General features: G+C 61.4%; 24 protein-coding genes. 2 read left to right on the top strand and 22 right to left on the bottom strand.

Going from position 1 to position 24106, the window contains the following annotated elements:
* Positions 1-51: 51 nt before the first annotated feature.
* The 4 genes from AB5Y95_RS16435 to AB5Y95_RS16420 are packed head-to-tail and all read right to left on the bottom strand — an operon-like array spanning position 52 to position 4421.
* The gene (locus AB5Y95_RS16435; protein ID WP_368161593.1) at positions 52-2160 is read right to left on the bottom strand and encodes a prepilin-type N-terminal cleavage/methylation domain-containing protein; all 2109 of its coding nucleotides are present in this window, start codon (positions 2158-2160) and stop codon (positions 52-54) included.
* 8 nt (positions 2161-2168) lie between these two features.
* Positions 2169-3275: a hypothetical protein gene (locus tag AB5Y95_RS16430; RefSeq protein ID WP_017764001.1), complete on the bottom strand. Its 1107-nt coding sequence runs from the start codon at positions 3273-3275 to the stop codon at positions 2169-2171.
* A 4-nt stretch (positions 3276-3279) separates the two neighbouring features.
* Entirely contained in the window at positions 3280-3867 is a 588-nt protein-coding gene (locus AB5Y95_RS16425; protein WP_017764000.1) for a PilW family protein, read from the bottom strand.
* Positions 3868-3887: 20 nt separating this feature from the next.
* Positions 3888-4421 carry a GspH/FimT family pseudopilin gene (locus AB5Y95_RS16420; protein WP_005308838.1) on the bottom strand — a complete coding sequence of 178 codons (534 nt, stop codon included), beginning with the start codon at positions 4419-4421 and terminating at the stop codon, positions 3888-3890.
* Between the two features lie 93 nt (positions 4422-4514).
* Between AB5Y95_RS16420 and AB5Y95_RS16415 the strand changes: the two genes are divergently transcribed.
* Complete coding sequence (locus AB5Y95_RS16415; RefSeq protein ID WP_005308836.1) at positions 4515-4901, top strand: type IV pilin protein; 387 nt, start codon at positions 4515-4517, stop codon at positions 4899-4901.
* Between the two features lie 4 nt (positions 4902-4905).
* Here the strand turns inward: AB5Y95_RS16415 and tppA are convergent, their stop codons facing one another.
* From tppA to murJ, 12 genes are all read right to left on the bottom strand, one after another.
* Positions 4906-5307: a type IVa pilus pseudopilin TppA gene (gene tppA, locus AB5Y95_RS16410; RefSeq protein ID WP_017763999.1), complete on the bottom strand. Its 402-nt coding sequence runs from the start codon at positions 5305-5307 to the stop codon at positions 4906-4908.
* Positions 5308-5315: 8 nt separating this feature from the next.
* Positions 5316-8669 carry a pilus assembly protein gene (locus AB5Y95_RS16405; protein WP_368161592.1) on the bottom strand — a complete coding sequence of 1118 codons (3354 nt, stop codon included), beginning with the start codon at positions 8667-8669 and terminating at the stop codon, positions 5316-5318.
* 9 nt (positions 8670-8678) lie between these two features.
* On the bottom strand, positions 8679-9155 hold the full coding sequence (locus AB5Y95_RS16400; RefSeq protein WP_005308830.1) for a PilX N-terminal domain-containing pilus assembly protein: 477 nt from the start codon (positions 9153-9155) through the stop codon (positions 8679-8681).
* Positions 9156-9165: 10 nt separating this feature from the next.
* On the bottom strand, positions 9166-10260 hold the full coding sequence (locus AB5Y95_RS16395) for a PilW family protein (protein ID WP_368161591.1): 1095 nt from the start codon (positions 10258-10260) through the stop codon (positions 9166-9168).
* Positions 10257-10670 carry a type IVa pilus pseudopilin TppB gene (gene tppB / locus AB5Y95_RS16390; protein ID WP_005308826.1) on the bottom strand — a complete coding sequence of 138 codons (414 nt, stop codon included), beginning with the start codon at positions 10668-10670 and terminating at the stop codon, positions 10257-10259. The genes AB5Y95_RS16395 and tppB overlap by 4 nt, the downstream gene beginning before the upstream one ends.
* A complete protein-coding gene (gene tppE, locus AB5Y95_RS16385) occupies positions 10667-11170 on the bottom strand; it encodes a type IVa pilus pseudopilin TppE (RefSeq protein ID WP_005308824.1) in 504 nt (167 codons plus the stop codon). Before tppE ends, tppB begins: the two co-directional genes overlap by 4 nt.
* Before the next feature lie 258 nt (positions 11171-11428).
* Positions 11429-12364 (bottom strand): 4-hydroxy-3-methylbut-2-enyl diphosphate reductase, encoded by a 936-nt coding sequence (gene ispH / locus AB5Y95_RS16380; RefSeq protein WP_005308820.1) that lies wholly within the window; start codon positions 12362-12364, stop codon positions 11429-11431.
* Positions 12364-12816 carry an FKBP-type peptidyl-prolyl cis-trans isomerase gene (gene fkpB / locus AB5Y95_RS16375; RefSeq protein WP_279484874.1) on the bottom strand — a complete coding sequence of 151 codons (453 nt, stop codon included), beginning with the start codon at positions 12814-12816 and terminating at the stop codon, positions 12364-12366. Before fkpB ends, ispH begins: the two co-directional genes overlap by 1 nt.
* On the bottom strand, positions 12813-13316 hold the full coding sequence (gene lspA, locus AB5Y95_RS16370) for a signal peptidase II (protein ID WP_017763995.1): 504 nt from the start codon (positions 13314-13316) through the stop codon (positions 12813-12815). Before lspA ends, fkpB begins: the two co-directional genes overlap by 4 nt.
* Positions 13316-16177 (bottom strand): isoleucine--tRNA ligase, encoded by a 2862-nt coding sequence (gene ileS, locus AB5Y95_RS16365; protein ID WP_368161590.1) that lies wholly within the window; start codon positions 16175-16177, stop codon positions 13316-13318. Before ileS ends, lspA begins: the two co-directional genes overlap by 1 nt.
* The gene (ribF, locus tag AB5Y95_RS16360; protein WP_368161589.1) at positions 16177-17151 is read right to left on the bottom strand and encodes a bifunctional riboflavin kinase/FAD synthetase; all 975 of its coding nucleotides are present in this window, start codon (positions 17149-17151) and stop codon (positions 16177-16179) included. The genes ileS and ribF overlap by 1 nt, the downstream gene beginning before the upstream one ends.
* A gap of 142 nt (positions 17152-17293) precedes the next feature.
* Positions 17294-18859 (bottom strand): murein biosynthesis integral membrane protein MurJ, encoded by a 1566-nt coding sequence (gene murJ / locus AB5Y95_RS16355; RefSeq protein WP_017780266.1) that lies wholly within the window; start codon positions 18857-18859, stop codon positions 17294-17296.
* Between the two features lie 191 nt (positions 18860-19050).
* On the opposite strand from murJ, the gene rpsT reads away from it, so the two are divergent.
* A complete protein-coding gene (gene rpsT, locus AB5Y95_RS16350; RefSeq protein WP_005308808.1) occupies positions 19051-19314 on the top strand; it encodes a 30S ribosomal protein S20 in 264 nt (87 codons plus the stop codon).
* Positions 19315-19362: 48 nt separating this feature from the next.
* Here the strand turns inward: rpsT and AB5Y95_RS16345 are convergent, their stop codons facing one another.
* The 6 genes from AB5Y95_RS16345 to lgt all read right to left on the bottom strand — a co-directional run bounded on the left by AB5Y95_RS16345 (position 19363) and on the right by lgt (position 24073).
* Positions 19363-19665 carry a metalloregulator ArsR/SmtB family transcription factor gene (locus AB5Y95_RS16345; RefSeq protein WP_005308804.1) on the bottom strand — a complete coding sequence of 101 codons (303 nt, stop codon included), beginning with the start codon at positions 19663-19665 and terminating at the stop codon, positions 19363-19365.
* 49 nt (positions 19666-19714) lie between these two features.
* Entirely contained in the window at positions 19715-20647 is a 933-nt protein-coding gene (nhaR, locus tag AB5Y95_RS16340; protein ID WP_024942022.1) for a transcriptional activator NhaR, read from the bottom strand.
* Complete coding sequence (locus AB5Y95_RS16335; RefSeq protein ID WP_005308716.1) at positions 20634-21017, bottom strand: hypothetical protein; 384 nt, start codon at positions 21015-21017, stop codon at positions 20634-20636. Before AB5Y95_RS16335 ends, nhaR begins: the two co-directional genes overlap by 14 nt.
* Before the next feature lie 20 nt (positions 21018-21037).
* Positions 21038-22228 carry a Na+/H+ antiporter NhaA gene (nhaA, locus tag AB5Y95_RS16330; protein WP_005308714.1) on the bottom strand — a complete coding sequence of 397 codons (1191 nt, stop codon included), beginning with the start codon at positions 22226-22228 and terminating at the stop codon, positions 21038-21040.
* A 226-nt stretch (positions 22229-22454) separates the two neighbouring features.
* On the bottom strand, positions 22455-23249 hold the full coding sequence (thyA, locus tag AB5Y95_RS16325; RefSeq protein ID WP_042008720.1) for a thymidylate synthase: 795 nt from the start codon (positions 23247-23249) through the stop codon (positions 22455-22457).
* Positions 23246-24073 (bottom strand): prolipoprotein diacylglyceryl transferase, encoded by an 828-nt coding sequence (lgt, locus tag AB5Y95_RS16320; protein WP_017765294.1) that lies wholly within the window; start codon positions 24071-24073, stop codon positions 23246-23248. The genes thyA and lgt overlap by 4 nt, the downstream gene beginning before the upstream one ends.
* Positions 24074-24106 lie beyond the last annotated feature (33 nt).

Below are 24106 nucleotides of genomic sequence, written 5' to 3'. Positions count from 1 at the left end.
AATGATGGGGAATGATAAAGAAAAGGCGCTGGCTGTGCCAGCGCCCAAGACTCAGGGGGTACAAGTCAGACTGCTCGCGTTGGTCACGCCGTTGTCCACCAGCAGGCCACAGGGCCCGGTGATCACCTGACCGCTGGCGGGCGGTGTCATGGCGATACTCAACGACGCCGGCTTCAGCAGATAGGTGGTGTTGCCCTGGGCACTGTAAGAGAAACTCACCACCAGGCTGCTGTTTTGTGCCGCCGTGCAGACATAGGTGGCCGGCTGGTTGTTGGCCTGGGGCTTGTCGATACGGCAGGTGGCCCCCGTGGTGGTGGTGGTCACGCTCAACCCGTTGAAGGTGTTCTTGTTGCACGCCGTAGGGGATGGGTCCTTGTTGCTGACCTTCTCCAGACACTCGATCCGCCCCGACACGGTCAGGGTCGGTACGGTTTGAGCGCTGGTATCGATCGCCACCGGCATGCTGGCGCTCTTGGCTTCACTCTGATCCACGGGAGAGATGAGCGAGGCGGTGATCCCCGAGTTGCCTTGATAGGCGGTCACCTTGATCGACGCGCTCTGCAACACGTTGGAGGCATCCTTGGTGCTCTTCTTGGCAGACAGGTAGCCGCGACTGTAGCTGCCGAAGTAGTAGTTGTTGAGATCGACCACCGTCTTGACCGTCTCGTTGGTCACCCCCACATAGTCGGAAACACTGCCGGTCAGCTGGCCACTCAAGGGCACCAGACTCCACTCGGCCAGCATGGTCAGGTTGATATCCTGGAATGGCACCCTGGCCAGCAGATCCTGCGAGGTCAGGTCGAGTGCGGCCAGATAGGTGGGCGAGAGCACATCCACATAGATGCCGCGCGCGATCAGCTGGGCCGTGCCCGTGCTCATGGTGACCTTGGTCGTGGTGTCTCCCCCCGCCGCCGCGTTGGCAGGCAACCAGTCGGCAAACTCGGTGATGGTCGGTGGCGTGGCGGTGGGGTTCGCGGTCCAGTTGAGGGTGTTCTTCTGCCAGGTGATGTAGGTGGTGACCACGTACTTGATGTAATTCTGGTAGCTGGTCTGATTGGCCGTCTTGGCGAGGAAGTCGGCGCTGGCCACCACCACCTTGATCAGGTTCCACTCGGGCAGAGGGCGATAATAGCCATCGAGCCGGACGAAGCGGCAGGCATCCACATAGTCGCCACTGTTGACCGAGGTGAGCGAGCTGTTATAGCGCTGCCTGTTGGTGTGCAGCGGGGAGTAGAACTGATCAAAGCTGCTGCCACTGCCATCGAAGTGGTTCTTGCAGCAACTGGTGCAGAGGGTGGGTTGATCCTTGACGCTGCTGTTGAGGATGCCGGTCTGCTTGGTGACCTGGGAGCCCACGCTCCAATAGAGCAGATTGCTGTCGGTCAGGATCGCCTGGCCCGGCAGGTAGGCATTGACGCTCGAGCCGTAACTGCAAGAGCAGGAGACCGAGGCCAGATCCTGCAATACCTGCTGGGTGTTGCCGCCGTTGTCGGGCTTGTAGGTGACCGTCTCGAACTGCACCAGTTTGCCGACGGTGCCATCCTTGGAGGTCACCGTCGGCAGCGGTTTGCTGGTCTCCTGCTTGCGCCCTTCCTGATCGATCTGGATGGAGATGACGTCCGGCGCCACCCCCGGGGTATAGACCACCTTGGGAGGTTCGCGACTGGTATCGAGCCCGCCATTCAACTGGTTCTGGGCCAGTGACTCTGCCGGCGACACTGCGCCGGCCAATAACAGCGAGATTGGATTCCCGTCATTGTCGCTCCAGCTGACGGTCACGTTGACGACCTTGCGACCCGGGTAGGACTGCAGGTATCCCGCCGGGGCCGTGGTCTGCCAGGCCGTACCATTCCAGTACTGGTTGTTCACGGTCCAGCTCAGGGTATAGGTCCCGCCGCCGTCGGCGGGGGTGACCGTACTGGTGCCCGCCGCAATGCTGTTATAGGCCGTGAGCGGAGAGACGGCACTCACCACGCCGTTGAAGGTACGAAAATCATCGAGTTTCGACTCGGCCAGCCGCATCGCCACCTCATAGCGCCGACCATCCTGGGAGGCCCCGAGGATCCCGCGCGACATGGCCACCAACCCGGCCACCCCCACCCCGAGCAGAACCAGGGTGATCAAGATCTCCAACAGCCCGAATCCCTTGTGCGGTTTCATGTTCGCTCCTACCAGTCCCGCCAGCTACCGGGCACTAGGTTAATGATCTGAAATGCGGCTCCATTCTCGATATTGCTCAGCACCGCCTGGTCGTACTTGGCGTCGAAGGTCCCGTTGGCGGTCTTGCCCAGTTGGTAGTTGGCAACCACAGCGCCATTGACGATAGCGCCCCCCTTCAGGCTGATATCGTTGGTAGCCGTGGCGGGAGTGGAGGAGTAGGCGAACACCAGCCCATAGAGGGTGGCGTTGCCGTTGACCATCAGATCCCCGTTGCGCACGATAAGTACCACAGGTGCGGCAACCGAACCGATCGAACCGCCCGGCTTGCAGTCCCCATCGACGATGATGAGTCCACGGGAGGCGGTCGACAACGAATCGCAATTGGTCAGCATCTGCACTGCCCGCGACTCCAGATTGGCCCATCCTGTTGCATCGTCATTCTCGTTGAACAGATACCAGACCAGGTCGCTTGGGAAGGCGGTATCGTTGTCCTTGATGTCCGACTGTTTGTCCCCCTTCTGGCTGATGTAGGCACTGCACCCTCCGCTGTAATCCCCCTGATGGCAGGTCTGACCGGAACCATTGGTCAGATCCACATTACCGTTGGTCCAGATAGAGAGCGGTACGCCAGGCCCGCCCCCGTTGGGATTGGCCACCACGGTAAAGTTGCCGGAAACGGCCATGCCACCGGCAACCGTCAGGGGGGCAGCCGGGGTGCCAGCCAATACGCTGACCTTGATGGTCTTGATCTCCACATCAGCATTGGCAGTACTGTCAACCAGGGTAGCCTGGGCTCGCACCCTGACCGGCGTCACGCTCGCCCCGCCCACGGTCACGGCTGTGTCGTCCAGCGCAAACAGGGTATAGGTACCGGCCGACACAGTGACCGACACGCCACTGCTGGCGCTACGCCAACTTGCGTCCTGCGCCAAGCGGCCGACCCCGTCGGACAAACCCAGTTCTGCCAGGGCCAGTGCCTGTCGATACTGCACTTCGTTGAGGCTGACACGGCGGTCAGACACCATCAGCTTGCCCACCAGCAGCGAGATGCTCAGCAACATCACAGTAAGCAGCAAGGTAACGGTGAAGGTGGTAAAACCAAGATGACGTTGCATGACATCAATACCCGTCGTTGCGCAGCTTGATATCACGCTGCAGGGTGAGTTTGAGCGCGGTGTTGGCCTTGAACTGGCCCGATATGTTCAGCCGCACCGTCCGTGCACCTGACGAGACGCTGCCACTCAACAGCGAGAAGGTGAGATCCGTAATTTCGATGGTATTGTCGGTACTCAGCAGGCTGCCGGTGCTACAACTGGTGCCAAGCTGCACCCCTTTGTCGGCACTGTCGTAGCTGTAGATATAAGTTTCATCAGTCCCAAGAGAGCCGTTGTTATCATCATCGTATTTCAGCCTAATGCAGCGATAAATCTTGGAGCCTGTGACCGTCTCATTCATCAGATCACTGCTGGTATCGAAATAGAAAGGAGATCTGGCTCCCGATGCCGCGCCGAGAAAGGCTGTCGCCCCCTGATCATAACCGGTGCGCTGCACGTCACGGGCGATCATGTCGGTGACGCTCTGCAGCTCCTGATTGAGGCGGCTCACCTGCATGGAGGTTTGATTGACCCTGAGGATGGTGGCGAACAAGGATGTCACCGCGGCGACCAGCAGCAGGCCTGCGACCATGGCAACCATCAGCTCCACCACGTTGAATCCCCTTGGTGCTCTCAACATGCAGGCACCCCACTGACATTGCTGACACCGCAGGTACGCACACGCCCGACATTGTTGGTCTTGACCTGCATGGAGTAGGTACCGGATGAGATGGCAATATTCCCCGCCGTCAGGGAGGACCTTCTGGGAGAGATACTCAGGGGCCTGATGTTGCTTGACGATTCACTGTAGCTGGCAACCAGGCTGATACCGGGATATTCACTGGCATCGCCCCCCTTGCGCCCCTCAATGCTGGAACAGTGATCGCTGCAACTGTTACAGCTGCCATCAATAAAAATGCGGTAACACCAATTGCTGGTGCCGCTGTTGAAGATGATGAATTGCAGGGTGCGATTACGCTTGATGGCCTCGGACTTCAGCAACATCACATCCGTATACACCGCCTGGGTGGCGGCCTTGACCATCTGCTCCTGGCGCAGTGATTGATAACTGGGAATCGCAACGGTCAGCAGCAGAGCGACCAGAGACAGGGCGACCATCAGCTCTATCAGGGTAAAACCGGCGGATCTGCCCTTTCTGCCTTCCATCGTTCAAGACTCCTTTCTTTTTGCACATGCCAGTAGAGCACACCGTCAGTACTATCCTATAGTATCAACCTGTTTCACGAAGCATGCCGCCCCATGAAAGCCAAACAGTCCGGAATCACGCTGCTGGAACTGCTCGTTGCAGTCGCCATCGTCGCCATCATTGCATCCATCGCCTACCCCAGTTTCAGCGACGGTTTGCGCAAATCCCGTCGAGCCGAGGCGTTCAAAGGCTTGCTCAGCATGCAGTTGAAACAGGAAGAGTTCAGAGTCTCCAACACCAGCTACGGCACGACCCCGTCCCAGGTGGGCAATCCCACCAGCAGCTACTACGACTTCACCATCTCCGGGGCTACCGCAACCACCTACACCCTGATCGCCACCAGCAAGGGAGCGCAGGTGGGCGACAAGAGCGGCAGCACCGCCTGCGATACCCTCACCCTCAACAAGGCTGACATCAAGACCCCAGCAGCCTGCTGGTAACGCATTACCAGCACTCGGCGGCCGTCATGCTGGCCATCGACACCCCCTGCTGCCCCCCCTGATCCAGGGTCAGCAAGCCGCAGGGGTCGCCGTTCATCACTCCGGTCGGGATCGCCGTCAGGGTATAGCGGGCGCCGCTGGCATTGAGCGCCAGATTGTAATAGGCAGCCCCGCCATCCCTGGGCAAGGTGGCCAGTCCGGCTGAGGCCAGATTGCCGCCATCATAGTTGCCATCGGCGGTAAACTGCCGCTCCATGTATTGCGCCGCCTCGAGCAGCGCCGCCTTGGCCTCGGCCCGCTTGGCAGACGCCATGTAGCTGTTGTAGCTGGGGTAGGCAATCAGGGTCAGAATCGCCATCACGGCTACCGCAATCATCAGCTCCAGCAGGGAAAATCCACGCTCCATCTCCACCTCTACTCCAGTTGCAACCAGGACTGGCGACCCCCAAGGTCACCCGCCCCCTCTTCCAGGGTGACCGAGATATTGCCGCTGGAACCACTGATGTACTTGCGCTCCATGTCGGCATCCTCCACCACGCTCGGCGTCGTGGTGAGCTCGTCAAACTGCTTGCCACTGACCGGCACCTTGATGTCGTTGCCGCTGCCGTCCTTGATCCCCACATAGTCGTCATCATTGACGGCCCCATCGCCATTGACGTCGAACACCGAGTAGCTCAGACGCGCCCCCGAGACAGGATCCAGCTCCATCAGCCAGGAGCGTCCACCAAAGTCACAGGCATCCGCCGAGGGGATCAGGGTATTGAAGATCAGCCGTTTGTTGCGGTAGAGCATCTCCGAAACGGCTCGCTCCCCTACCCCCTTGCTCAACGCAGGGGATTTGAGCACCAGATACCACCCTTTCTGGCTGGTGTAGTTGACCGCCGTGTTGGAGACCACCCTCACATTGAACTTGATGGTGGTGCCATTGGCGGAGTATTCGTGAGTGATGCTCTGCTGCTGCAACTGGCTGGCGAGCACGGTCGCCCCCGCATCCCAGATGCCGTAGACGGCCTCCAGCCTGGGGGTTGCCGGCAACAGCTTGTCGTCATTGGTGAAATAGCTGCCGGTCCCCATCAGCACCATGATGCCCCCCTTGGGATGGCGAATGGCCAACGGACGCATGGTGATGGGTTGGCGCGTGCTGGCAGAGCAGGTCCCGTTGCACGCCTGAAACAGCGGTTTTGGCTTGTTGCCGGTCTTGAAGGCGCTCCCCCACTGGGCGCTGTTGTTGTCGGTCAGGTCGAATTTCCACAGATTGCCCTGCAGATCGCCGGCATAGACATAGTCCGCCACCCGATCGCCGTCCTCGTCTACCGGCAGGGGGGATGAGAGGCCATTGGGTTCGCTGGCCGAGCCCGCCTGGGTATCTATCTCCTTGATCACGGCGCCGGTCGCCAGATCCAGCACAAACAGCCGGGCGGTCTGGCTGGTACTGTTGTAGCCGTTGGCCACCAGCGCCACCCATTTGTTGCCGGACTTCACCCGGACCAGGGTCGGCGCAGCCAGCGCTACCCCCATCTCGGCGTTGGTAAACTCCCACAACATCTTGTCGGCAGTGAAGTTGTCGGGGGCCGTCACGTCGATGGCAAAGACCGCCTTGCCACCGGCGCCGGTCGACCCCAGCAGCACGGTTTTCCAGCTGCTGCCAAGATAGGCATCCCCCACCTTGGGCGTACCGTCCACATAGTAGCGGTGGCTGTAATCCGGCTTGGTCAGCAGGCTCAGATCCCCCAGCAGGCTGGCCGGGATGTAGCCCAGCGTCTCCACCCCGTTGGCGACCCGAAAACCGTGCAGCATGCCGTCGTTGGCCCCCACGTAGAGCATGGGAGTACGGCGACTGATGGCCGTCGAGCCAAGGAAACTCTGGTAGCCCTCCCGCTCGGCCTGGGTCAGGCCGGTGGCGCTGCCATAGCCGTAGTCCCGGTTGCCGACATAGACGGGATCCGAGTTGATGATGTCCCCCAGCAGGTCGCTGCGACTGCGGAACAGGCCGCCATTGCTCTGCTCACGGCTGCGATCACCGCGCAAGTAGGCGACCCGGTTTTCCCCCTGGTTGTCACCGGCGAGGTTGAACAGGGCGCGATTGGTGGCGTTGAGATCGGCCCAGGTGAAGGGAATGCCGACCCCGTTCTGGCGAGTGAAGAGGCTGCGGGCGGTATGGGCAGGGATCTGGGTTGCGGCATCCCAGGCCATGTTGCCCAGCGAGCCGTCGCTGTTGAGCGGAATGGAGATGAGCTGCCCGGACCAGTCGCCACTGTTGTAGCGGGCCTGATAGATGTGGGTATTGCTGTCCAGCCGGGTGGCGTTGGCGGTCACCGAACTGGCGGAGCTGTTGCGTGCCGCAATCTGGGCCAGAGTGCTGCTCAGGGCCGCGGCAAAGACGTCGGGGTCACCCGCGCTGAAGAAGCTGCCCTTGCTGTTGAGCGCCGCGTGCCACAGGTCATCGATCTTGTACTCCGGAATGTAGGTCGCGTTCTTGTACTCCTTGTCATCCGGATCATGGGGATTGGGCCAGCTGTTCGGGATGCCGTTGGCCGGATTGAGCGACCCGTTGACCCCGAGCCCCACGGTAAAGTTGACCAGATGCTGCCAGTTGGCGGGATCTGCCGTGCTGGTCGGCACCTTGTCGGCCAGATCGGCACGCAGGTCTGTTTTCCAGTACTTGTAGGCCACGTCGGCCAGGGTATTGCTGTAGCCATCCTTGTCCAGATCCCCCACCGAGGGGGTATCCCCGTTCCAGTAGCCATCGGTCATCAGGATGTTGTAGCTCTGCCGGCAGGTGAGGTGGGGCAAGGTGCTGCCGGCGCTGGCCGCCCAGGGGCCATTGTTGTCGGTGCGGGAGAAATACTCCCCCACATCCTTCAGGCTGGTGCGCAGCGGCGTGCCGGCGGCCGGAATGTCGCGGCTGTAGAGGTCGCTGAAAAAGGCGCTGCGATCGGTGCCGGAGAAGGGCGCCACCCCGCGGATCACGCTGCCGCTGGCATTGATGGTGGCAAACCCCACCCGCAGGGCCTGTCCCTGACTGGCGAAGGCACGACCGACCCCGGCCCGGGCCGCCAGGATCCGGGAGCGATAGTAGGTGTACCAGTTGGCGAAGTTCTGGATCTCCTCCTCGTAGGTACATACCGGTGCGCTCTTGCAGTCACTGCGATTGGGGCGCCCGCCATAGGTGCTGCCGGACTTTATCTCGACCCGGGTATAACTGCTCGCCCTCTTCACATCACCGCTGCCCTTGTAGGCGAAATAGACGGCGGGCCAGAAGGTCTCGTCATCGTTGTAGTCGCTGGAGGAAAACCCGGTGTAGTAGCGCAACGACTTCGAGCGATTGTTCTTGGTCAGGTCGCGACAGCCGGCGGCGGTGTTGAAGGGGTTGTGCGGCGCGCAGCTGATGCTGGCATTTGCCATCAGGGTACCGTCCGCCTTGGCCCAGGGGCGGTAACTCAACAAGGGGTTGTAGTAGAGCTTGTTGTTGTTGCTCGAGCGGGTGTAGGCGTTGCGATCGTTGTTGCTGGTGAAGGTAACGGTCCGGTTGTCGTAGTCTTCGCTGCCATAGACGTTGTCGGCACGGGGATAGACGTAGCGAGCGCTGTTTTCGATCAAATCCTCCGGCATCAGCTCGAAGTGCATCGAGCCGGAGTCATCCAGACTGAACATGATGTTGGGTTCGGCCCGGGTGCCGAGATAGAGGGGAACCTGGGCGATGTCGAGCGCCGCCTGCACCTGGGTGCAGAGCAACAGGGCACAAAATCCGTAGCCAGATGCACGCATGGTTCCCTCCTAGCGGCTGTAGGTCGATTGCAACAGCACCCGGCTCTCGTCCGAGAGGCCGAATCCCCGAGCCGTGATGCGATAAAGACGACGCTCGCTGATGGGCTCGTCCACCGCCAGACTCTCGTTGCTGCTCTGGGTGTAGGGCAGCCGCTCGATGAAGTACTCTGGGGCCCGTCCCGCCAGCCCGCTATTGGCATAGGTCCGCCAGGCCGTGGAGGGAGAAGCGGGATCCACCGCCACGCTGACGAACTCATAGAGACCGGCGCTGTTATCGTAGGGGCCTGAGTTGCCTGCCTCCAGATAGCGCTCGGCTGCGCGCAGTGCCGCCTCCGCCGCCTGCAGCGCCTGTTGCGACTCCTTCTGGTTGCCCGCCATCTTCTCCTGCAGCAGGGCGCTCTGCATGCTGGCCATCGCCAGCAAGCTCACTACCGCGAGAAAAATCAGGCTGATCACCAGTGCCATTCCCCCTTGTCGCCCCATCATGCCTCCCTCCTCATGGCAGCCGGTTGCGCAAGGCGACCGTGGTTTCGGCCACCCAGTACCAGTGGCTGTCGGTTGCCTGGAAGGTAGCCCCGGCGAAGCTGATGGCCTGCGGATCCGACACCACATTGCCCTGGTTGCTGCGCATCAACAGCTGAACGCCGATCCCCAGCACGTTGTCCCAGTTCGGGTTGCTGGCGGCACTCACGTAACGATCCGCCGCCCGATCCCGGTTCTGATCCTCACCGAAGGTCAGCTGGATGTCGGTGACCCCGTCCACCAGCGGCATGCCCGCCCCCAGCCCGCTCTTGCGATAGAGGGCATAGGGCGCGCCGGCCGAGGGACGGGCGATGTAATAGACCCGGGTTTCCATCCGGCTCAATACCGAACCGGCGCCGAAGCGCTCCTCGACCGGGCTGCTGGCCCCGCCCCAGGAGCTGACGGCATTGCCCGGGGTGTATTTGTTGTCGTTGGAGTGGCCGATGTTGACCTCGCTGCCGCCCCCCACCACCTGGGTCTGGGTGATCTGGAAGATCCGCGCCTTCTGGCAGTCGGAGACCATGACGATGTCCCCCTCGCACAGGTCGCTGTAGCCCTGCTTGCCGGTGCCGCAGTAGTTGGCCTTGCTGGAGAGTTGCTGCACGAACAGCTGGGCCGCACTGTTGTTGCGGGTCACCGGCACACCGCTGCCAGTCGGCCCCTGTACCAGCAGCACGTCGGTTCCCGGCTTGGGTTTGGGCTCGGCCGCGGTAAACAGGGCCGACAGCGGCGCAGGCAGCGTCGCCGTGACATTGTCATAGCCGCGCAGATAGACGGTGAAGTTGTAGGGCAGCGCCGTCGCCCCGTTGAGGGTATTGGTGATGTTGACCCCCTGCTTGCTGAGGCAGCCCTGGTAGCCCACCATCCGCAGCTCTTGTTGCAGCAGGTTGACGGCAAACCGGCTGTCCTCCTGCACCCGGGCGATGGCTTCGCCGGTCAGGTAGGTTTTGTGGTTGCCAAGCAGCACCTGGATGATGACCCCGACCGTCAGCAGCGACAGCAGCAGGGCGATCATCACCTCCACCAGACCGACACCGGCCTGGCGCGGCAAGGTGCGCCGCCCGTTCACAGATCCGTCCTCAGGGTCATGCTGCGCAGCGCAGGCTCGGTGGCCAGCCGGCTGGCATCCCACTGGATGGTGATGGTCGCCTGTCCGGCACTCACGGCAATGGCCCCATCACCGCCGGGCAGGCCGCCGAGCGCCTGTTTCCAGTACTGCACATCCTGTATCGCCATCGAGCTGCCGGAGACCGCCTCCCCCAGGCCGACGTTGTACTGGCCGAGCAGAGCCGCGCTGCGGTTGGCCCGCATCATGTCGGTGATCATGTAGGCAAACTGGGTCGCCTCGGTCCGGGTCAGGGCCGACTGATTGCTCTTGAGTGCCTGCAACTGCAGGGTCGCCATGCCGAGGATGCCGATCGACAGCACCAGCACGGCGATCATGATTTCAAGCAGCGAGACGCCTTGCTGGTGCTTCATATGCAGCTGGTCTCCGTGATTGAAGGGCGGCCGGCCGGGGTGATCGTGATGTCGCGCGATGCCTCCTGCGCGCAGTCAGGCGGCTGCAGGGAAAATACCAGCGCCGCCTGGGCGCGACCATCGAGAAAGCCATTGCCACTGAAACGTACCAGCGACGTATTGCTGACCAGGGTGCCGGCCCCCATGTCGGGAAAGAGTCGCAGCAACTCGCCGTTGTCCAGGGTGCCGTTGCCGTTGCTGTCGACCCAGATCTGCCAGCCCGATTCCCAGTGGTTCTGGGTCAGATTGCTGGTGGAGGCGGAGAGAGTGACCGCCGTATTGCGGCGAATGGCTTCGGAGCGGGCAAGGTTGATGGCGGCCACGAAGTTGTTGGCCTGGCTGGTCAACGTCATGTTGCGCATTATCGCGCTGAAGGAGGGGACTCCCAGCGTCAGCAGGATAGAGACGAGCGCAATGGTGACCATCAGCTCGATGAGGCTAAAACCTGAACGCAAAAACATCCTGTTTCGCTCTGATTTTGTCGGGGGGCCGGCTGCACATCCATCTGCCATCAAGCCGGTGATAAGTTCATCAGCAGTCTAGGCCGCGAACCTTCGCTTGCAATTCAATCTACTCAAATCTTGGACATACATCATCAAATTTCGCTGCGATCTCACGGCAAAGCGGCCAACAAGAGCCATAAGAATCACCCATGAAAAAGCCACCTCGCTGGAGGTGGCTCAATCTGAGACGGTGTAGTCCCGCAGGGGACGCATCACTCACAGGATGCGCAGTTCCGGCGGCACTTCAAACACCACGTTCTCTTCACGACCGGGGTGTTCGGCCACCACCTTGCCGCCCAGCTCGCGCAGACGGGTGATGACGGACTGCACCAGCACCTCGGGGGCGGAGGCACCGGCGGTGACACCGATCGCCTTGACTCCCGCCAGCCAACCGGCCTCGATCATGGAGGCGTCGTCGATGAGGTAGGCCTTGGCGCCCACCTTCTCGGCCAGCTCCCGCAGGCGGTTGGAGTTGGAGGAGTTGCGCGATCCCACCACCAGCATGGCGTCCACCAGCCCGGCCATCTCCCGCACCGCATCCTGGCGGTTCTGGGTGGCGTAGCAGATGTCATCCTTGCGCGGCCCCTGGATCTTGGGGAAGTGGGCCCGCAAGGCATCGATCACGTCCGAGGTCTCGTCCACGCTGAGGGTGGTCTGGGTGACGAAGCAGAGATCGTCCGGGTTCTTCACCTTGAGCCTGGCCACGTCTGCCGGCGTCTCCACCAGATACATGCCGCCCTCGCGATTCTCGTACTGCCCCATGGTGCCGATCACCTCGGGGTGGCCGGCGTGGCCGATGAGCACGGCTTCGGAGCCCTTGCGACTGGCGCGATGGACCTCCATGTGCACCTTGGTCACCAGCGGACAGGTTGCATCGAACACCTTGAGGGCGCGGGACTTGGCCATCTCGCGCACCGCCTTGGAGACGCCGTGGGCGGAGAAGATGACGATGCTGTCGTCCGGCACCTCATCCAGCTCCTCGACGAAGACGGCGCCCGCCTCCTTGAGCTTGTTCACCACGTAGCGGTTGTGCACCACTTCATGGCGGACATAGATGGGGGCACCGAACTTCTCCAGCGCGCTCTCGACGATGCTGATGGCGCGGTCGACACCGGCACAGAAGCCGCGGGGATTTGCGAGCAGGATATCCATCAGTGCACCTTTTCCTCGTCATCAACCCTCAGGATCTCCACCTCGAAGGTGACGGTGTGACCGGCCAGGGGGTGGTTGAAATCGACCGTCACCGACATCCCTGCCACCGCCCGGACGATACCCGGCAGCTCGCTGCCGTTGGGCTGGTCGAACAGTATGATGGTGCCGACTTTCGGCTCCACATCGGCGCCGAACTTGGCGCGGTCCAGATGGTAGATGTTGTCGGGGTTGGAGAGGCCAAAGGCCTCTTCCGGCGCCAGGGTGAAGCTCTTGCTCTCCCCTTCGCGCAGCCCCAGCAGGCACTGCTCGAAGCTTGGCGTCAGGCTGCCGTCGCCCATCCGCAGACGGGCCGGCTTGCCGTGCAGCGCCGTGCTGTCGGCCACCGAGCCGTCTTCCAGCTTGATGGAGAAATGGAACAGTACACTGCTGTCCGCAGCAATCAGCTGGCTCATGAGTTCGCGTCCTGTTTTTTCTCGCCACGCAAGCCGTCCAGCACGATCATGGCGGCACCGATGAAGATGAAGCTGTCAGCCAGATTGAACGCCGGCCAGTGGGCGCGCTGCCAGTAGAAGTCGAGGAAGTCGACCACATGGCCCAGCACCAGCCGGTCAAACACGTTGCCGAGCGCCCCGCCGATGATCAGGCTGTAGGCGATGCCGCTCCAGCGCTGGGTGACCGACTGCTTGCGCAGCCAGTGGATCAGCAGGCCGCAGATGGCGAACGCCAGTACGGCGAAGAACCAGCGCTGCCAACCCCCCTGATCCGCCAGGAAGCTGAAAGCCGCCCCCTTGTTGTAGACGTGGACCAGGTTGAAGAAGGGGGTGATCTCCACCCCCGGGTAGCCAAACGGCAGCAGCTTGACCACGGCGAGCTTGCTCGCCTGGTCCAGTACGAAGGCCAGCACCGCCAGCCACAGCCAACGCAGGCCGCTTTTATGTTGAGTCATGTTCATCAGGCAAATTGACGAGTTTCGCCGTCACCCTCGACGTTGGTGACGCAGCGGCCACAGATCTCTTCATGGCCCGCGATGGTGCCCACGTCTTCCACATGGTGCCAGCAGCGGTCGCACTTGGCGGCGGCAGACTGGGCCACGCTCAGCCACAGGTCATCACGCTCGGTTGCCACGGCCTCAGCCGGTGCGGCATCGACGCTGACCACCTTGGCCTTGGAGATGAGCAGCACGAAGCGCAGCTCATCGGCCAGGGCGTTCAGACGCGCAGCCAGCTCAGGCTTGGCGAACAGGGTCAGTTCGGCCTGCAGAGAACCACCGATGCGCTTCTCGCCACGGGCCACTTCCAGCGCCTTGTTCACTTCACCGCGCACGGTGAGGATCTCGGCCCAGAACTCGTCGTTCAGCACTTCGCCCGCTTCCAGCCCGAACAGGCCGTCGTACCACTCCTCGGTGAACACGAACTCGCCGCGCTCGCCCGGCAGCAGAGCCCAGATCTCGTCGGCAGTGAAGCTCATGATGGGCGCCATCCAGCGCACCATGGCCTCGGCGATGTGATAGAGAGCGGTCTGGCAGGAGCGACGGGCCAGGCTGTCAGCCTTGGCGGTGTACTGACGATCCTTGATGACGTCCAGATAGAAGGAACCCATCTCGATGGAGCAGAACTGCATCAGCTTCTGGGTCACACCGTGGAAGTTGTACTCGTCGAACGCCGCCACGATCTCGGCCTGTACCGCCTTGGCACGGCCCACGGCCCAGCGATCCACCACTACCATGTCGGCCGGTGCCACCATGTCGGTCGCCGGATTGAAGCCGTTCAGGTTGGCCAGCAGGAAGCGGGCGGTGTTGCGGATACGGCGATAGGCGTCGGCGGAGCGCTTGAGGATCTCGTCGGAGACGGTCATCTCGCCGGTGTAGTCGGTGCTGGCGACCCACAGACGCAGGATGTCGGCACCCAGCTTGTTCATCACGTCCTGCGGGCTCACCACATTGCCGATGGACTTGGACATCTTGCGGCCCTGACCGTCCACGGTGAAGCCGTGAGTCAGCACCTGATTGTAGGGGGCCTTGTCCTTCATGGCGACGCCGATCATCAGGGAGGACATGAACCAGCCACGGTGCTGGTCAGAGCCTTCCAGATACATGTCGGCCGGCTTGCCGTTGAACTCGGGACGGGCGTCGACCACGGAGGCGTGGGTAGAACCGGAGTCAAACCAGACGTCCAGGGTATCGGGCACCTTCTCGTAGTTGTCGGCATCCGCGCCCAGCAGCTCGGCCTTGTCCAGATCCCACCAGGCCTGGATGCCGGACTGTTCGACCCGCTTGGCCACCTCTTCCATCAGGCGCACGGAATCCGGGTGCAGTGCCTGGGTATCCTTGTGGACGAACAGGGAGATGGGCACGCCCCAGGTACGCTGACGGGAAATACACCAGTCAGGACGGTTCTCGACCATCGCCTGGATGCGGTTTTTACCCCAGGCCGGGACCCAGCCGCTCTGGCCGTGCTGGGCAATGCCCTCTTTCTCGATGCGCTCGATCTCTTCCAGCGCACGCTTGCGCAGACCCTTCTGCTCCATGCTGATGAACCACTGCGGGGTGGCACGGAAGATGATCGGGGTCTTGTGACGCCAGCAGTGCGGATAGGAGTGGTTGAACACCTTGTGGTGCAGCAGGGCGCCACGCTCGGTCAGCACCTCGACCACGGCCGCATTGGCCTTGAACACATGCTGGCCGGCAAACAGTTCGGTATCCGGCAGATAGACGCCGTTGCTGCCAACCGGGTTGGCCACTTCCAGACCGTACTTCTGACCGACCACGAAGTCTTCCTGACCGTGGCCAGGGGCGGTGTGTACGGCGCCGGTACCGGCGTCCAGGGTGACGTGATCACCCAGTACCACAGGCACGTCGAAGCTGTAGAAGGGGTGGTTGAAGCGCAGCAGCTCGAGTGCGGCCCCCTTGGCGTAGCCCAGGTTGTGGAAGTGCTCGATGCCGGCACGATCCATCACGTCCTTCACCAGCTCGGCGGCCAGGATCAGACGCTCGGGATTGTCACCCTCTACCTGCACCAGTGCATAGTCGAGATCGGCGTGCATGGCGATGGCGCGGTTGGCCGGCAGGGTCCACGGGGTGGTGGTCCAGATCACGGCAGAGAGGGGCCCCTTGCCAGTGTGGCCTTCGGCGCAGTCAAACTTGGCGGCCACGGCAGCCTCGTCGACGGCCTTGAAGCGCACGTCGATGGAGGGGGAGTTCTTGTCGTAGTACTCCACTTCGGCTTCAGCCAGCGCGGAGCCGCAATCGGTACACCAGTGCACCGGTTTGGAGCCTTTGTGCAGGTGGCCGTTTTCAACGATCTTGGCCATGGAGCGGATGATGTTGGCTTCGGTGCCAAAGTCCATGGTCAGGTAGGGGTGTTCCCAGTCACCCAGCACGCCCAGACGGATGAAGTCGGTCTTCTGCGCTTCGATCTGGGTCTTGGCATATTTGCGGCACTCGGCGCGGAACTCGGCGGCGGAAACCTTCTCGCCCGGCTTGCCGACCATGCCTTCCACTTTCAGCTCGATGGGCAGACCGTGGCAGTCCCAGCCTGGCACATAGGGGGAGTCGAAGCCGGAGAGGCCCTTGGACTTGATGATGATGTCTTTGAGGATCTTGTTGACCGAGTGACCGATGTGAATGCTGCCGTTCGCATAGGGGGGGCCATCGTGCAGAATGAACGAAGGCTTGCCCGCTTTGGCGCGGCGAATGGCGCCGTAAAGATCCTGATCGTACCAACGTTTCAGCATGTTGGGTTCGCGCTTGGCCAGATCGCCACGCATCGGAAACTCGGTTTCCGGAAGATTCAGGGTGTGTTTATAGTCGCTCATCAGTCCTGGGTTCCCTTCTTTTCTAAAAGAGTGCTGGGTAAATGAAATTGTGGCAGCCCGAACCAGGCTCGGGCCGCCAGGGCATCTCGTTCGATCTGCTCTTTCAAGGCGGTGAAAGAGGCAAACTTCTGCTCTTCGCGCAGCTTGTGGCGAAGCAGCACCTTGACCTGTTGACCATAAAGGTCGCCAGAAAAATCAAATAGATGTACTTCCAATCTGGCTTGTGTACCGTTCAAGGTCGGCCGTACACCCACATTGGCGACACCGGGGAAGGTCTTGCCGGAACATATCACTTCCACCGCGAACACGCCACCGACCGGGATCACCTGACGCTTGAGGGCCAGATTGGCGGTGGGAAAACCTATGGTGCGGCCCAGCTTTTCACCGTGGGCCACTCGACCGCTGATGGTGTAGGGACGGCCGAGCATCAGCTCCACCTCCGCCATCCGGCCAGCCGCGAGGGCCTCGCGCACCAGCGTGCTGCTGACCCGCTGACGGGACAACTGGAAGCTCTGGGTGCTGATCACCTCGAAGCCGAAGCGCCGGCCGGCCTCCTCCAGCAGGTGGAAGTCCCCTTCCCGCCCCTTGCCGAAGCGAAAATCGTCGCCGACCACCAGATAGTGCACGCCGAGTTTCTCCACCAGCAGTTGCTCGATGAAGGTGTCCGCGGACTGCTCGGCAAAGCGGTGGTTGAAGCGCACGCAGAGCATGCGATCGATCTGCATCCCCTTGAGCGCCTCGTACTTTTCCCGCAGGCGGCTGAGGCGGGCCGGCGCCGCGGCCCCGGCAAACAGCTCCAGTGGCTGCGGCTCGAACAGCATGACGCAGGCCGGCAGGCCGAGCTGGGCGGCCTTTTCCTGCAAGCGAGCCAGCACGGCATGATGACCCTGATGGACCCCATCAAAGTTGCCAATGGTCAATACACACCCCCGGTGACGGGGCTTGATATTGTGAATACCGCGGATAAGCTCCATCAGTGCCTTGTGCTTTGCTGCTATGAAAATCGCCGGATTATATATCAGGCGGCACGCCGGGTCAGCCCTGTTGCTGACCCGATTTCAGCCGCTCCGCCCCGACAACAGGTTCAGGTGGGGCTATCTCGCCGCAGGGGCTGACTCAGTCGTCCCGCCCCGCTCTCAGATCTCTTGGCCGGATCCCAAGCGCCAGCAGGACACCGGCATAGATGGCGCCCCCCACGACCAGCAGCATGGCCAGCTGCATGGTCGCCTTGCTCATGTGCCAGGCGCCCCACTGGGCCAGATCCGGAGAGAGGTACAAGAGCACGCCCCCCATCAGCAGGCTGGCGGTCAGCAGCTTGAGACAGAACATCCCGGTGTGACGGGACGGGCGGTAGACGCTCTGCTGATGAAGCCCCCTGAACAGCAAAGCCGCGTTCAGTGTGCCCGAGCAGGCGGTCGAGAGGGCCAGCCCCACGTACCCGAGCGGATAGATGAAGAGCAGGTTGCAGACCATGTTGGCCGCCATCGAGATCATCCCGATCCGCACCGGCGTGCGGGTATCCTGGCGGGCGTAGTAGCCCGGTGCCAGCACCTTGATCAGCATCAGCGACAGCAAACCTGTGGTCGATGCCAGCAAACTGGCGCTCGACATGCTCACCTCGTGCAGACCGAACTCGCCGCGCATGAACAGCACCCGCAAGATGGGCTCGCGCAGCACGGCGATGCCCACCATGGCCGGCAGGCCGAGCAGCATCACCATCCGCACCCCCCAGTCCATGGTACGGGAGAAGTCGGCCGGGTCGGCATCCACGTGCTTCTTGGCCAGCGCCGGCAGAATGACGGTGCTGATGGCGACGCCGAACATGCCGAGCGGGAACTCCAGCAGCCGATCCGAGTAATAGAGGTAGCTGATGGCACCGGTCGCCAGGAAGGAGGCGAGCATGGTGTTGACCAGCAGGTTGATCTGGCTGACCGAGACCCCGAACAGGGCCGGGATCATCAGGGTGCGGATCTTCACCACACCCGGGTGGTGCCAACCCCACTTGGGCCACACCAGCATGTTGAGCTGGCGCAGGAAGGGGAACTGGAACAGGAACTGCACCAGACCACCGAGGAAGACACCGATGGCCAGCGCCAGCTCGGGATTGTCGAGCCAGGGGGAAATCCACCAGGCGGCGGCAATCATGGTGATGTTGAGGAAGATGGGGGTAAAGGAGGAAACCCCGAAGCGGCCGAAGGTGTTGAGAATGGCCCCCGCCATGGCGGTGAAGGTGATGAACCAGAGGTAGGGGAAGGTGATCTTGAGCATCAGGCTCGCCATCTCGAACTTCTCGGCCGCCGGCCCGCCGTGCAGCCAGTCCCAGAACCAGCCCCAGCCAAACAGGGCGGTCAGCACGCCTGACCCCAGCACCCCGAGCAGGGTGACCACGGTAACGATCCCCCCCAGGGTGCCCGCCACCGCAGCCAGCAGCTCGCGCACTTCGCTCTCGTCACCCTTTTTCTTGTACTCCGTCATCACGGGAACAAAGGCCTGGTTGAAGGCACCTTCGGCGAACAGCCGGCGCAGAAAGTTGGGAATGCGGTTGGCAAAGAAGAAGACGTCTGCGGCCACCCCGGCGCCAAGCAGATTGGCGATGACCACATCGCGAACCAAGCCCATCACGCGGGACGCCAACGTCATTCCGGACACTATCATGCCGGATTTGATCAATTTCTTACTCAAGACGAGGCCTCTGGAACTGTCGGAATGAAAAGAATGCTGATAGAATCGGCCGACAGTTTAACCGTCTCCCACCTGACACACCACCGGGGGGCGGTGTTTATTTGCACAAATCATTTGACAATATGTGGTTGAGAAGGCATATTTCCGGGCCTTTTCAATACACTCGCTAAGACAGTTTTAGGAGTTTTACCTTGGCTAACATCAAATCTGCTAAGAAGCGCGCTCTTCAGTCAGAGAAACGTCGTCAGCACAACGCCAGCCGTCGTTCCATGACCCGTACCTACCTGAAGAAAGTCATCGCTGCCATCGCCTCCGGCGACAAGGCTGCTGCGACTGCCGCTTTCGCTGTTGCTCAGCCGATCATGGATCGTATGGCGACCAAAGGCCTGATCCACAAGAACAAAGCTGCTCGTCACAAGAGCCGCCTGTCTGCCCAGATCAAAGCTATGGCTTAATCAGCGTCTGCTGATAAAGCTGAAAAAACCGGCCTTTGTGCCGGTTTTTTATTTCTGTTCGCTGCAGTACAACTTGTGCAGCAACCCTATCATCTCGCGCACCTCGTAGCTGCGCAGCGAATAGTAGACCGTCTGGGCCTCCTTGCGCGTCTCCACCAGTTCATCCCGCCGCAGCACGGCCAGGTGTTGTGACAACGCCGACTGACTCAGACCAAGCCGCTCGTTGAGTTCCCCCACCGACAGCTCCCGCTCCAGCAGCTGACACAGGATAAACAGCCGCCGTTCATTGGCCAGCGCCTTGAGCAGTGCCACCGCCCGGCTCGCATTGGCCTCCATCTCTTCCAGTTGCATCTCATTCCCTCTCGTTCGAGGCAAGAATCATACTCTGTGGCCCGTCAATTTAAAATGACAGGGTTGCCGGTTGAATCATGGCAAAGTCCTCCTGGCCGGCAAACAGGAAGGAGAAGTCACTCTCGCACACCCGTTTTACCGCCGGGTGCTGGATCATCCGCTCGGCGAAGATGACGTAGTACTCCTCCATCAGATCCTGGGTCTCGCCCAGCAGCATCACTCCCTCCCCTTCCAGGATCTCCTCCCGGTAGATGGTGGGCGCCATGAAGATGCCCTGGTTGAAGAAGCCGAACGCCTTCATCAGGGCCGCATCGTCAAACTCGCCGAGAATGCTGGGGGAGACCCCCTGCTGCTCGAACCACTGGGTCAGCTGGCGACCCATGGCGGTACGCCGACCGGGGATCAGCAGCTTGCGCTCCTCCAGACAGGCGGGAAACGGCAGCAATGGCAGCGGCGCCTTGCAGAAGAAGCTGACCCCGCAACCACCGAGTCGCTTGGAGAGCAGGCCGGCGTGCTGACTGGAGTCCACCGGGCAGTCGGAGAGGATCATGTCGAGCTTGTGTTCGCTCAGCTGCTCCAGCAACAGCTCGTGGGTCGATTCGAAGCAGCGCAGGTGGATGGAGCCATCATTGGGGATGACGGAGAGCAGCACCCGGCTGGCGAGGCGTTTGGAGAGAGCGTCGGCGATGCCGACGTCGAACAGGATCTGGCTCTCCTTGCGGTAGTTGACGATATCCAGCATCTCGTAGGAGAGGCTGAACATCTTGTCGGCATAGCGAAACACCAGCTGGCCCAGCTCGGTCGCCTCCAGGGAGCGCCCCTTTCTTATCAGCAATTTGCCGCCGAGGCGCTGCTCCAGCAGCTTGATCTGGCCGGTGACGGTTTGTGGAGTCAAGAAGAGGGCTTCCGCCGCTTGCGTGACGGAGCCCTTCTTCTGGGTCATCCAAAAATAATAGAGATGGTTGTAGTTAAGGTGTGACATCCGATGGGGTTCCCGCCTGGCGCGGGCTCCGGTAGCAACTGAGTTCAGCCGCCAGAATGTCATACATGTCGCTGATCGAGTCAACCTTGTTCGCGCCGAACTGCTCCTGCAGGTGGGCCTTGAGGCTGACCGGATCCGGCATCCGTTCCCCGCAGTAGCGCTTGTTGGACTGCTTGACCCGCTCGCCGGCCCGGCTGCTCAGCGCCCGCTCGGCGAAGGTCTCGCCAAACTGAGCCTTGGCCTGCTTGTCCCCCAGCAGCAGGGCGCTGTCGACCACGCCGCTGAGATAGGCCGAGCAGCTGGCCGAGGCTGCATCCTGCTGGCAATCCTGCAGACTGCCGGCCCAGGCCGCCTGGCTCAGCGCCAGCATGGCCAACCATCCTACTCTTTTCATAACCCCTCCGTGCTTTGATCGGCCTCCCGGTTCGGGAGCGCCATGCGCAGGGCGAGATAACCGACGATCGCCGCCAGGGTGGATCCCACCAGGATCCCGAGGCGAGAGTAGCTGCCGTAATCCAATCCGCCGTGCTCGAAGGCCAGCGAGGCGATGAACATCGACATGGTAAAGCCGATGCCGCACAGAATGCTGACCGCAAAGATCTGTCTGAAGTTGACCCCAGGTGGCAGTTGGGCAATGCCCAGCTTGACCGACAGCCAGCTGATGGTGAACACCCCGAGCGGCTTGCCGATGAACAGCCCCAGCATGATGCCCATGGGCACCGGGCTCAGCAGGGAGGAGAGACCTATCCCTTCCAGCGACACCCCTGCGTTGGCAAAGGCGAACAGCGGCAGGATCAGGTAGGCACTCCAGGGGTGCAGGGCATGCTCCAGATGCTTGAGCGGCGACTCATAACGCTTGCCGTTGAGCGGGATCATGAAACCCACCACCACACCGGCCAGGGTCGCATGGACGCCCGACTTCAGCACCGCCACCCAGAGCACCAGCCCGACCAGCATGTAGAGGCTGATCCGATCCTCGCCGCGGCGATTCATCCACAGCAGGGTCAGGGTCGCCAGGATGCCGATCGCCAGCGCCGTCAGCGACAACTGCTGGGTGTAGAACAGGGCGATGATGATGATGACCCCTAGGTCATCCATGATGGCCAGCGCTAGCAGAAACACCTTGAGGCTCACCGGCACCCGCTTGCCCAGCAGCGCCATCACCCCGAGGGCGAAGGCGATGTCGGTAGCGGCGGGAATGGCCCAGCCGGCACGCGCCACTTCGTCCGAGTAGTTGAAGAAGGCATAGATCAGGGCCGGCGCCAGCATGCCGCCCACCGCCGCGATGGCCGGGAAGGTGGCCTGCACCCGGGAAGAGAGGGCCCCCTCCAGCATCTCGCGCTTCACCTCGAGGCCGACCAGCAGGAAGAAGACAGCCATGAAGCCGTCGTTGATCCAGAGCAGCAGCGGCTTGTTGATGTCGAGGGCGGCAATGCGCACCTGCACCTGGGTATCGAGGAAAGCCTGATAGCTGCCGGCCAGGCCGCTGTTGGCCAGGATCATGGCCAGCATGGCTGCCATGATCAGAATTATTCCGGAGGCGGCCTCCAGCTTGAGGAACTTCTTGATTACGTCGCTCATGGTTAAAATATCCACAGTCTTACTTTGATTTGAGTCTATATCCGATAACAATCCGTGAAAAATCGTTTCTTACTGCGAAATACAACGAAAAAACCGAAGGCAAAATCAAACATGCCTGCTATAAGCAGGTTTTCTCTCGGGCAGATATCACTCGAAACTCCCCCATAAGAATGAATATTCTGTGGTTTTTATGCATAAAAAAGGCGCCTCATGGACGCCTTTCATATCAGATGGCGACGGGCGCCTTGATGCCGGGATGGGGGTCATAACCCTCGATCTCGAAATCCTCAAACCGGTAGTCGAAGATGGAGTCCGGCTTGCGTTTGATCAGCAGGGTCGGCAGCGGGCGCGGCTCGCGGGAGAGCTGCAGCGCGGTCTGCTCCATGTGGTTGGAGTAGAGGTGCACGTCACCACCGGTCCAGACGAAGTCCCCCACCTCCAGGTCGCACTGCTGGGCCATCATGTGGGTCAGCAAAGCATAGCTGGCGATGTTGAACGGCAGGCCGAGGAAGACGTCACAGCTGCGCTGATAGAGCTGGCAGGAGAGTTTGCCGTCCGCCACGTAGAACTGGAAAAAGGCGTGGCAGGGGGCCAGCGCCATCTTGTCCAGCTCGCCCACGTTCCAGGCAGAGACGATGATGCGACGGGAATCCGGGTTGTGCTTGATGTCGTCCACCGCCTTCTGGATCTGGTCGATGACAGACCCGTCAGCCGCTGGCCAGGAGCGCCACTGGGCACCGTAGACTGGGCCCAGATCGCCGTTTTCGTCGGCCCACTCGTCCCAGATACTGACACCATTTTCTTTCAGATAGGCGGTATTGGTGTCGCCGTTGAGGAACCAGAGCAGCTCGTGAATGATGGAGCGCAGGTGGCACTTCTTGGTGGTCACCAGCGGGAAGCCTTCGGCCAGGTTGAAGCGCATCTGATGGCCGAACAGGGAGACGGTACCGGTGCCGGTACGGTCGGACTTGACGGTCCCCTCATCCAGGATCTTCTGCATCAGGTCGAGATAGGCTCTCATTGTTTTGCCTCCTTCACGGCGTTGCCAAACAGCTGCGGGCGCTTGTAAGCGGCCCAGATCATCAGGGCACCGATGAGGATCATCGGAGTAGAGAGGATCTGGCCCATGCTGATCTCGTTGAAGTAGAGCCCCAGCTGGCTGTCAGGCTGGCGCACGAATTCCACCAGGAAGCGGAACAGGCCGTAGAACAGCAGGAACATGCCGGAGATGGCGCCGCGCGGCGGGTTCTTGCGCCAGAACAGGTTGAGGATGATGAACAGTACCACCCCTTCCAGTGCGAACTGGTAGAGCTGGGAGGGGTGGCGCGGCTCGGGGCCCGCCTCCGGGAAGATGATGGCCCAGGGCACATCGGTGACCCGACCCCACAGCTCGCCGTTGAGGAAGTTGCCGATACGGCCGACGCCGAGGCCAAACGGAATGAGCGGTGCCACGAAATCTGCCACGGTAAAGAAGTGGCGCTTGGTCTTGTGGGCAAACCAGACCATGGCGGTGATGACCCCGATCAGGCCACCGTGGAACGACATGCCACCGGTCCAGATCTTGAACAGGTAGAGGGGATCGGCCAGGAACATGTCGAAGTTGTAGAACAGCACGTAACCGACCCGACCACCCAGGATCACCCCGAGGAAGCCGTAAAACAGCAGGTCGGACACCTCGTTGCGGGTCCAGCCGCTGTTTGGCGCATCGGCGCGACGCCCCGCCAGCCACATGGCAAAAGCGAAGCCAAACAGGTACATGAGACCATACCAGCGTACCGATAGTGGTCCCAAACTGAATGCTACGGGATCAATCTGCGAGAAAACCCAATATCCATCGTGCTGCATAAGCGGCCCCAGTCATAAGAAAAGCCGCATTTT

This window comes from Aeromonas sp. R5-3, from assembly GCF_040908225.1.
Taxonomy (GTDB): domain Bacteria; phylum Pseudomonadota; class Gammaproteobacteria; order Enterobacterales; family Aeromonadaceae; genus Aeromonas; species Aeromonas dhakensis.
This window is presented reverse-complemented; position numbering and strand designations above follow the sequence as displayed.